Genomic DNA, 9,192 nt, shown 5'->3' with positions numbered 1-9,192 from the left:
TACTTTATGCTTAAAAAATCTCAAGGTAACAGCCATTATGCAGCTCTCGGCCATGTTGCTCATAAGTTGGTTCGTGTAATATTTAAAATACTAAAAGATAATGTTGCCTTTAATTTAGACTAAAATCACCTTATTTTAAATCCTATATCTGATAGGTTTATTTGAGTGCGCCTATTTTAGGAGAATTATTTAATTACATATTGTCAAGAATTTTTGCTTGACAATTCATAGTTGGTCTCCTTTAATCATTTCTCCTAACCACTTTATTGTGAAATCTATTTATAAATATTTAACTATATCTTTTATAGAATCTATTTTTATTGTTTTTCCTTTAGACCTGTCTAATCTTATACCAAATGTTTTTATCCCTAACCTTTCTCCTAATTGAACGTCACACAAGGAATCTCCAACTATAAAAGAATTTTCTAGATCTATTTCTGGATATTTTTCTAATGCCATTTTTATCATTCCCTCTTTGGGTTTCATGCAGTTACAGTTTTCTTCTTTAGAATGTGGACAGTAGAATATGTCCAGTATTTCAATTCCACTATCTAATAATCTTTTTATAAACTTATCTGTAATCTCTTTGTATTGCTGTAAGGTAATGATTTTCTCATTTATTAAATATTGATTTGTTATAATAATAATTTCATATCCCTTTTGCCTTATAGCTTTAAGGGCATCTATTGACCCATTTATAAAAACAGGTTCAGTTATACTACGCCATAAATTATCTTCATAATCTTCTATAATCGTTCCATCTCTATCTAAAAATGCTACCTTCAAAGCCTCACCCCTAGCTTTCTATATATTGGAACTATGATCACCAACAATATATTGATATCTTCTTATCCTTGATTATATTCATCTTCCAAAATAGCATAGAGTAGTGAATCTCTCCAGCTATCTTTACACCACATATTCTTTCTTAAGCATCCTTTTTTTTCATCCCAATTTTTTGTAATACTTTTTCAGAGCCAAGATTATTAGGATGACAAGTGGCATAAATTCTATGTAATTTAAACTCATTAAACCCAATATCTAATAATTTTTCTGCAATTTCTGTTCCATATCCTTTTCTCCAATATAGTTTGTTGATAACATATCCAAGCCAGCCTTCTCTATTTCCTTTGTCTGAAATATGAAGCCCGCAAGCTCCTATTAATTTATTGCTACTTTTTTCTATTACAGCTAATTCAAAATCTACTCTATCTTTTTGATGTTGATATTCTATACAGATTCTCACAAATTCTTCTGTTTGTTTTAATGAATTTGGACCCCATGGCTCGTATTTCGATACATCTGGATCTGATGCATATTGATAAACTCCTTGAATATCAGCTTCTATAAATTCTCTTAATATCAATCTATTAGTTTCTACTTTTTCAAAATTTGACATCCTCAGCCTCCTCTAACACTTTGTTCTTTATTACTTTAAGATATTAATATCAGTTTTCTAAGACATATCCTCAACTACTCTCTATTTAAAATTTACAGTTTTTTCTATACACTACTACTATTTAAAACAATTAATTAACCTATAAATCAGTGGAAAAGGCTGCCTAATCATTTGATTAAATACTCCTGTTATAAACAAATTCTTCTCTGGACAATAAAAAGAAAAAGTGCCTGTAGAACCTGAATGTCCTATTATTTCTGGAGCTGGAATTATTGGAGACATGATTCTTGACATCTTGCATCTCATCAATCCAAGTCCATATTCTAAAGGAAACCATTGTATTCTATTCCAGCTATATAAATTTTCTAGATATTTCTCAGGAAATAACCCCCCTTTAAAAAATGCTTTGATAAACTTCATATTCTCTTCTACATTTGAAATAATTCCTCCTGATGCAGAAAATGAAGCCATTGCAAGTGGTACATGAAGTGGCTTTGATTTATAATAAATAGGTGCAAATTCTTTGTTACAATTTTGCTCATATAAATAAGTATTATTCAATTCTAGAGGTTCAAATATATACTCTAAAAATACATCTTTTAGTTTCTTATTTGTTGTTTTTTCTATTATCATACCGAGGATATCAAAATTAGCATCAGAATAAAATGCTTTTCCTTTCTCTCCTGGTTTAAAATGCGGTTTCAATTTTTTAGTATTGCTAATAATATCATCAATACTAAAAAATTTATCTTCCATGATTATATTATCAACTACAGACTCTCCATTTTCGTCTTTCTCCTCATAGTAATCTGGCAAACCTGATATATGAGATAAAAGGTGTTCTATTGTAATGTCATTGGAATATTCAATTCCCTTATAAACATGTAATTCGGATATAATGTCCATAGGCAGATATTTACCAATTTTATCTTGTAACGCTAATTTTCCCTCTGATACTAATCTTAAAATAGTTGCTGTAGTATACATCTTTGATATACTTGCAATAGCATACTGACTATTTTTTTCTAAGTTGCCAACAGAATTAATCCACGAAAAATCATTGTCACCTGATTCGATATTAACCGCTATTCCAAATATACTTTTATTATCTACAGTATTTTCTAGTATTCGATTAAGTTTATTTTCTTGAACTAACATAGGAATTCCTCCTAAACTTATTTATATTATAAAGCAAATTCTAATTGTATATCTAAGGGTTCTCTTTTATATATTTCCTTATTTACTTCCACTGCAAATGTACATCCTATCGATTTATAAAAAATTTGTGTTTCCTCTGATGGATGAGCTCCAATATATAATTTCTTAGCACCTTTTTCTCTTGCCTTTTCACAGCATAGATGAAATAATTGTCTACCTATCCCATAATTTCGAAATTCATAAGACACATGAATATATGGCAACTCAAGATACTCTCTGTATTTCCCGAAGAATTTATTTTCTACATTTGCAAGTCCAATCAATTTATTATTTTTGAATGCCCCTACAACTATGCCTCCTGTACATATGCATTTAATCAATGATTGAATGACTTGTTCCTTTTTTAGTTCATCCCAATATTCAATAAAATAATTATCTTTATACATATATTCATCATTCTTCTTATACATCACGCGATTTGTTATCTGATATCTATTAAAATCTTGCAAGGCATCTAAATGTAAATCTGTTATCTGTAGTAATCTTATTTCAATATCATTTTTATCCATTTCTTTTTTCCTTCCTTATTAAAAGTAAACTTTATATATTAACTCTAAAGATACCCTTATTCACTTTATAAACAACTACTCCATAAAATTTTTTCATATCAATATTAATATTGAATGCCATGTATTTTTATATTTTTGATATTTTACATTTCTTTAAATAATTAGCTGTACAGCCCTATCTATTTGATTTATAAATTTAAATTGATATATCTATCCCATCACCTTCGATGCAAAGGACATAATGTTCATTATACTGTGTATAGTTATACTAGGTATTAGACTTCCATCAGCTTTCTTTTCATTTAGCCAAAACTGTAGATATCCTACTATTCCAGCAGTTATAATAAGAACTATTCCAACAATGTACTGTTTATAAATAATCATAAATGGCAACCCATGTGGCAGACCAAATATTAAAGATTGAATAATATTTCCTGCTTGATATCCAAACTTGTTAGCAACTCTTTTACCAATAAGGCCTCTAAATAAAATCTCTTCCGATAATGCCGTTTGGATTATAGCTTTTAGAAATATTATGATTAAAATATTTATACTAAAGCCTTGTCCACTTATTGTCTTGTCATAAGTCATTTCTGGGGTAATATATCCTAAATATTGGAATAAAATAAGTGGTCCAACCATTATTAGTAAGGATAATGCAAAAACCATAATACTACTTTTAATCCAATCTTTAGTTTGTGGCATATATAATCCTATCCAATTAAAAAAGTCATTTTTTTCCCTACAAAACACAAAATAATAAATCCACGATAATATAAAAACAAAAGAAATCTGTATTAATGTTGAAGCTAAAACATCATTCATATGCTTCATTTTATCCATCCTTTCTAATCATATAGAACTTTCTCATAACAAAATATATTTATCATAATACTTATTCTACAAAATTTACTAGATTCCTTCTTTTTATAGAATCTTTTCTAATATAAAAACATTCCATTTATAACGTAAAAATATTTATCTATATTTAACACTAGACTAACTCGATTTTTACATTTATAAATTATAATGATACATGTTAGAATCCAAGAGGATAAGGATTAAAATGAATTATCTTTGGTAAATCAAATTTTAGGAGGAGATAATTAATGAAAAAGTTACAAATCAAATTTATTGCAGTATTTATACTAATTGCAATGTTGTTGTCTTTGAACTTATCCAATATAAGTTCAGCAGCTATTAACTCAAGTTCTAGCAATGTTAAGAATGTAATTCTACTTATACCTGACGGCATGAGTGTATCAGCCACGACCATTGCCAGATACATGCTCAACGGAAACGAAGACGGCTCTAATAAATTAGTTATGGATCAATATGCTATGGGACTTATAACTACTACATGGGCTAATGGTCCCATTACTGATTCAGCTCCTGCTGGAACAGCCTACGCAATAGGTCATAAGTCACTCAATGGTTCCTTAGGCATTGATGCAAATAAAACACCAAAGACCACTATCCTTGAAGCAGCACAACTGGAAGGAAAAGCTGTAGGACTCATTGCAACATCTGAGTTTATGCATGCTACTCCAGCAGCATTTAGCTCCCATGAAATGAAACGTAGTAATTACGCTACAATTGCAGAGCAGATTTTAAATCAAGATATTGATGTATTACTAGGTACAGGGGCATCTAAAGTAGATAGTAAAGAATTAGATATTCTAGCAATGGCAAAGTCAAATGCCTTCGAGATAGTAAGTAGTAAAACTGAAATGCAAAAATCAAACGCAAAAAAACTTTGGGGAAATTTTTCTAGTATTACCGGAGGAACAGATAACCTATCTTATGATATTGATAGAAAAACAGATGAAGAACCTTCTCTATCAGAAATGACAGAAAAAGCAATTGATGTTCTTAATAAAAATAAAAGCGGATTCTTTTTAATGGTAGAAGGTAGTAAAATAGACTGGGCAGCTCATGCTAATGATACCATAGGTATTATTTCTGATGTTTTAGCATTTGACGAAGCCTTTAAAGTGGCTTTAGACTTTGCTAAAAAAGATGGAAATACAATAGTTATCGCAGTAACAGATCATGGAAATAGCGGTATTTCTATAGGCAGTTATGACTTAATTGGATATGATTCTGCACCATTTAGTATTTTATCTCCTTTAAAGGGAGCAACAAAAACTGCTGAAGGAGCTATGTCATTACTTAAAGAAGACAAATCTAATATTTCCGAGGTTCTAAAGGCTTATGGAATTAATCACGATGGCTATACGCCAGCTGATATTACTTCAAAAGATAGAGATACTTATAATAACGCAAAGGTAAATGATTTAATTACACAGTTCAAAAATGAGCCAACAGCTTCCAATCTTATAAAAATAATGAATCAAAAAGCTTATATTGGTTATACGACTGGCGGTCATACTGGCGAAGACGTACCTGTATATATCTACGCACCAAAAAAAGTTGATAAAACACCTCTCATTGGAGTCAATGAAAATACAGACGTTGCTAAGTTTATAGCTGATGCTATGAATCTTGATTTAGAAAAGGCTACACAAAAGTTGTTCATAGATGTAACAAATAGAACAGGTGCTAAATTAGATGGTAATGTATTAACTTTAAATGAAAATGGAAAAACTTTAGTTATAAAAGCAAATCAAAGTATAGCAAAATTAAATGATAAAGATGTAAGCCTAAATGGTGAAATAGCTGTTTTAATAGATGGAAAATTCTATATACCACAGTCAGCTTTGAATTTATTAAAAAGCACATCAAAATAAACCAACTTTTTTCTTTATCGGAGAATTAATCATATTGAAAGTCACCCAAGTTTCATGGTGGCTTTCTCATACCCCTTAAACGTGAAAAATTTCATATATATTTAACATTAGAATAACTTTGTTTTTACATTTATGGAATATAATAATCATTGTAAAGAAAAATAAAAAAGGTTCCCCCAACACTTCTCTTTACTTAATAATTCCCATACTTAAAACTACCTACAAAAGGTGGTTTTCTCTTTATCCATTTTTTCTTCCAATATATAAGAAATGTTCACTAGTACCCATAAGATTTTCATCCTGACTTAACTGATAACAAATTTCCAACCACTTTCTATACTCACTTTCTTCTAACATATTAATCTCTTTTTCTTTAGATCCTAGGATATTCTCTACACCAGCAAAAGCTCTTTCTCTTAGTCCAAAGTTATTCATCAAATCCTTCGCCTCTTTATAGTCAGTAAAGTAAGCTATTGTAAACCCTTTATCTCCTTGGTTTTCACCATTATCCAAGTATATCAATATGTCGTCTATATTTTCTATTGGACATAATCCTTTAAGATAATCTTGTATCGGTGCATAATTAGATATAAATGATGCAAATATAATTCCATTTGATTTCAATAATCTTACTGCTTCCTTAACAACAGCCTTTCTATCTGATTCTTCAATCAAATGATATAAAGGTCCCATTAATAGCACAATATCATATGCACCTTCATGCTTATGTAGCTCTAATGCATTTCCATGTATATAAGCTTCTAGTGAAATACCTCTTTCTGCTGATTTTTCTTTCGCAACTTTAATATTGTGCTTTGATAAATCAAGTAATGATACTCTATGTCCTTTTTCTGCCAAATATATAGAATATCTACCAGGACCACCGCCAATATCTAATATATCTAAATTCTCTCCAGTTATATATTCATCCATATATCTTCTAGTAATATCAAATTCAATTTTATGTCGCTCAAGCCTTTCCCATTCATCATACTTTTCGTCATACCAATGTTCAATTTCCTTCATGTAATTCCCTCCCATATTCAATATACTTTTTATCTTCTATAGATTACATAATCTAATGGATTCCACTCTTTTATCAATATATCTATATCTACTAATTTTATGGGATTAAATTTAGATTGACCACTTTTATTAATTGCCAAACTTTCTGATACTATATAAGCAGCGTGAATTATCTTTTCATCATCCTTAAAAACAATTACTGTATTTCTTTCAATTTTGTTATCTCTGGTTTCTTTATATCCCAGTTGTTCTAAAGCTATTAAAAATGTTTTTTCATGAACCCATTGATTTAATATATTTTCTTGATGAGTTAAACAATATAATACAGTGCTTAAACAATTGATTCCTTCTTTAATTGTAAAGGTATTAACTATATTGATTAAATCTATATCCATATCTATTTCATTACTAACTGTTTCGCAATTCCAGTCTTCCCAATCCTGTGCATAATGATATATAAATTGTTCCTTATCTCGATAAGATAAGCTCTCCCATAAATTTCTGTTCATAACTACCTTATTTTTAATTAGATTATTTTCTAAAAGTTTATTATCTATATAAAACCAATCTAAAGAAGCAACTAATCCTCTATTTAGTTCATATTGATTAAGTAACACCTGCTCTTTATTAGCTCTTGATAATTCATCAAACCAATTACCGAAATCTACAATGGCATAATTAGCTTTATTTGATATCCTCCAAAGTTCATAAGCATTTAAATATTCTAATTGAGAATAAACAGGGTGATCAAAATACTCATTCACCGGCATTGGTAAGCATAAATTTAAATCTAAATCACTAGGCAACTCTTCTAAAAAATATATATCATACTCAGGTAATAAATTTAATATCCAATTATCAATAACATATTTTGATGGCTTTAATAAAGAATCATCTTGAAGCATTTTATTCCTCCAGTAAATTATTTTATTCATATCGTATTATCTTACTACTATAAATTCAAATATAACCTATTGAAATCCATAAAAAATATCCTTTATAATACTAACACTAATTACACTGGCCTAACGTTATCAAACCAGCCCATACTTTTCCAATACTCTTTATCAACATTTCCATCTTGATACCCAGATATCATCTTCCTCATTACTGTAAAAGTGAATCTAGTAGATAATCTAGATTTCAGCTTCTTCCTATTAACTAGAGATTGATAGTATTTCTGAGATTTTTTGATAAGCTTTTTTTCAATAATCAGTTTCTTACTTCCTTTTACGTCTTCCCATCTAGATGCAGCAACAGCACTACCAAAGTCATATACACGCTTAAAACCCATGTAATTCAAAGTTAGTTTCATAGTTTTATTTGTCCTTTTCATGCCACTTCCTGCTGCAGTTGAGACTACAAACCCTATCTTTGAAAACATTTCATTATGAGGTCTATGAGGCATCCACATAAAACATAAATGATCTATTAAAGTTTTCATTGCTCCAGATACATCTAGTCCATATGCTGGTGATGCCAGAATAATCCCATCTGCTTCAATGATACAACTAACTATGGGAGATACATACTCACTATGGGGACAGAACCATTCTCCCTTAAGAATGCAATTAAAGCATCCACAACAAAGTTCTGGCAAATCCTTTGGTAGCCATATCTCTTCAAATTTAACATCTTCATATTGCCCTATAGTTCTTTTTATTATCTGAACACAGTTATATGTGCTACCCTTTCTACCATTTCCATATATTATAACAACCTTCATAAATCAACATCCCCTAAATCAATTTTTTCTCTTATTATCTATTAAACCATTATACTTCTTGATTTTTTACCTATTATACAGTTTATAGTTTGGCATTATCTTCTCCCTATTTCTTACAAAACTCCTCTATTCTATTAAATAAATATGGCTGAATCAATGGATAGGTTAAGTCTTGAGGTATGGTATCAAATAACCTAATCTCACCTATTTCAGAATTTGATAATTCATCAAGGCTTTCTACTTCAGAATAAAACAATTGCCCAAAGGATTCAATTTCATCTCTATTTACCGAATATATACAAACTGGAATAATTTTAAATTCCTGTGCTCCAGTTTCTTCCATTAGTTCTCTTGATGCCGTAAAATTAATATCCTCATTTCTTTCTCTGTGTCCACCTGGGATTTCCCAAGTCAGTCTCTCCTTATGCCTTACAAATATCCATTTTCCTTCGTACTTTGCCATAATAACTGCAAATTGCAGTTTAGCATCTTCTACTGTATTTAAATCATGAAAATTCACCTTTATCATACTATAACTCCTTACCTTTTTAAGTTTGTCATATC

10 protein-coding genes are annotated in these 9,192 nt (G+C 29.7%); 1 reads left to right on the top strand and 9 read right to left on the bottom strand.

The features are described from left to right. Window positions 1-279: 279 nt before the first annotated feature. From KQI38_RS17665 to KQI38_RS17645, 5 genes are all read right to left on the bottom strand, one after another. Complete coding sequence (locus KQI38_RS17665) at window positions 280-786, bottom strand: D-glycero-alpha-D-manno-heptose-1,7-bisphosphate 7-phosphatase (RefSeq protein WP_216561725.1); 507 nt, start codon at window positions 784-786, stop codon at window positions 280-282. A gap of 142 nt (window positions 787-928) precedes the next feature. Beyond that, window positions 929-1,399, bottom strand: a complete 471-nt coding sequence (locus KQI38_RS17660) for a GNAT family N-acetyltransferase (RefSeq protein ID WP_216561723.1) — start codon at window positions 1,397-1,399, stop codon at window positions 929-931. A 117-nt stretch (window positions 1,400-1,516) separates the two neighbouring features. Beyond that, window positions 1,517-2,557, bottom strand: coding sequence for a serine hydrolase domain-containing protein (locus KQI38_RS17655; protein ID WP_216561721.1), 1,041 nt, complete (start codon window positions 2,555-2,557; stop codon window positions 1,517-1,519). A gap of 26 nt (window positions 2,558-2,583) precedes the next feature. Next, window positions 2,584-3,126, bottom strand: coding sequence for a GNAT family N-acetyltransferase (locus KQI38_RS17650; RefSeq protein WP_216561719.1), 543 nt, complete (start codon window positions 3,124-3,126; stop codon window positions 2,584-2,586). Between the two features lie 210 nt (window positions 3,127-3,336). Continuing rightward, window positions 3,337-3,960 carry a CPBP family intramembrane glutamic endopeptidase gene (locus KQI38_RS17645; RefSeq protein ID WP_216561717.1) on the bottom strand — a complete coding sequence of 208 codons (624 nt, stop codon included), beginning with the start codon at window positions 3,958-3,960 and terminating at the stop codon, window positions 3,337-3,339. Between the two features lie 275 nt (window positions 3,961-4,235). Between KQI38_RS17645 and KQI38_RS17640 the strand changes: the two genes are divergently transcribed. Beyond that, window positions 4,236-5,876 (top strand): alkaline phosphatase, encoded by a 1,641-nt coding sequence (locus tag KQI38_RS17640; RefSeq protein WP_216561715.1) that lies wholly within the window; start codon window positions 4,236-4,238, stop codon window positions 5,874-5,876. A 240-nt stretch (window positions 5,877-6,116) separates the two neighbouring features. Here KQI38_RS17640 and KQI38_RS17635 read toward each other — a convergent pair whose 3' ends face one another. The 4 genes from KQI38_RS17635 to KQI38_RS17620 all read right to left on the bottom strand — a co-directional run bounded on the left by KQI38_RS17635 (window position 6,117) and on the right by KQI38_RS17620 (window position 9,157). Beyond that, the gene (locus tag KQI38_RS17635; protein WP_216561713.1) at window positions 6,117-6,902 is read right to left on the bottom strand and encodes a class I SAM-dependent methyltransferase; all 786 of its coding nucleotides are present in this window, start codon (window positions 6,900-6,902) and stop codon (window positions 6,117-6,119) included. Between the two features lie 29 nt (window positions 6,903-6,931). Next, on the bottom strand, window positions 6,932-7,807 hold the full coding sequence (locus tag KQI38_RS17630; RefSeq protein WP_216561711.1) for a hypothetical protein: 876 nt from the start codon (window positions 7,805-7,807) through the stop codon (window positions 6,932-6,934). A gap of 110 nt (window positions 7,808-7,917) precedes the next feature. Continuing rightward, entirely contained in the window at window positions 7,918-8,628 is a 711-nt protein-coding gene (locus KQI38_RS17625; protein WP_216561709.1) for a flavodoxin family protein, read from the bottom strand. Window positions 8,629-8,734: 106 nt separating this feature from the next. Continuing rightward, a complete protein-coding gene (locus KQI38_RS17620) occupies window positions 8,735-9,157 on the bottom strand; it encodes an NUDIX hydrolase (protein WP_216561707.1) in 423 nt (140 codons plus the stop codon). Window positions 9,158-9,192: the final 35 nt, after the last annotated feature.

The sequence above is a fragment of the Tissierella carlieri genome (assembly GCF_018917285.1).
Classification (GTDB): domain Bacteria; phylum Bacillota; class Clostridia; order Tissierellales; family Tissierellaceae; genus Tissierella; species Tissierella carlieri.
Note: the sequence above shows the minus strand (reverse complement) of the source record. Positions and strands in the feature narration are given on the sequence as shown.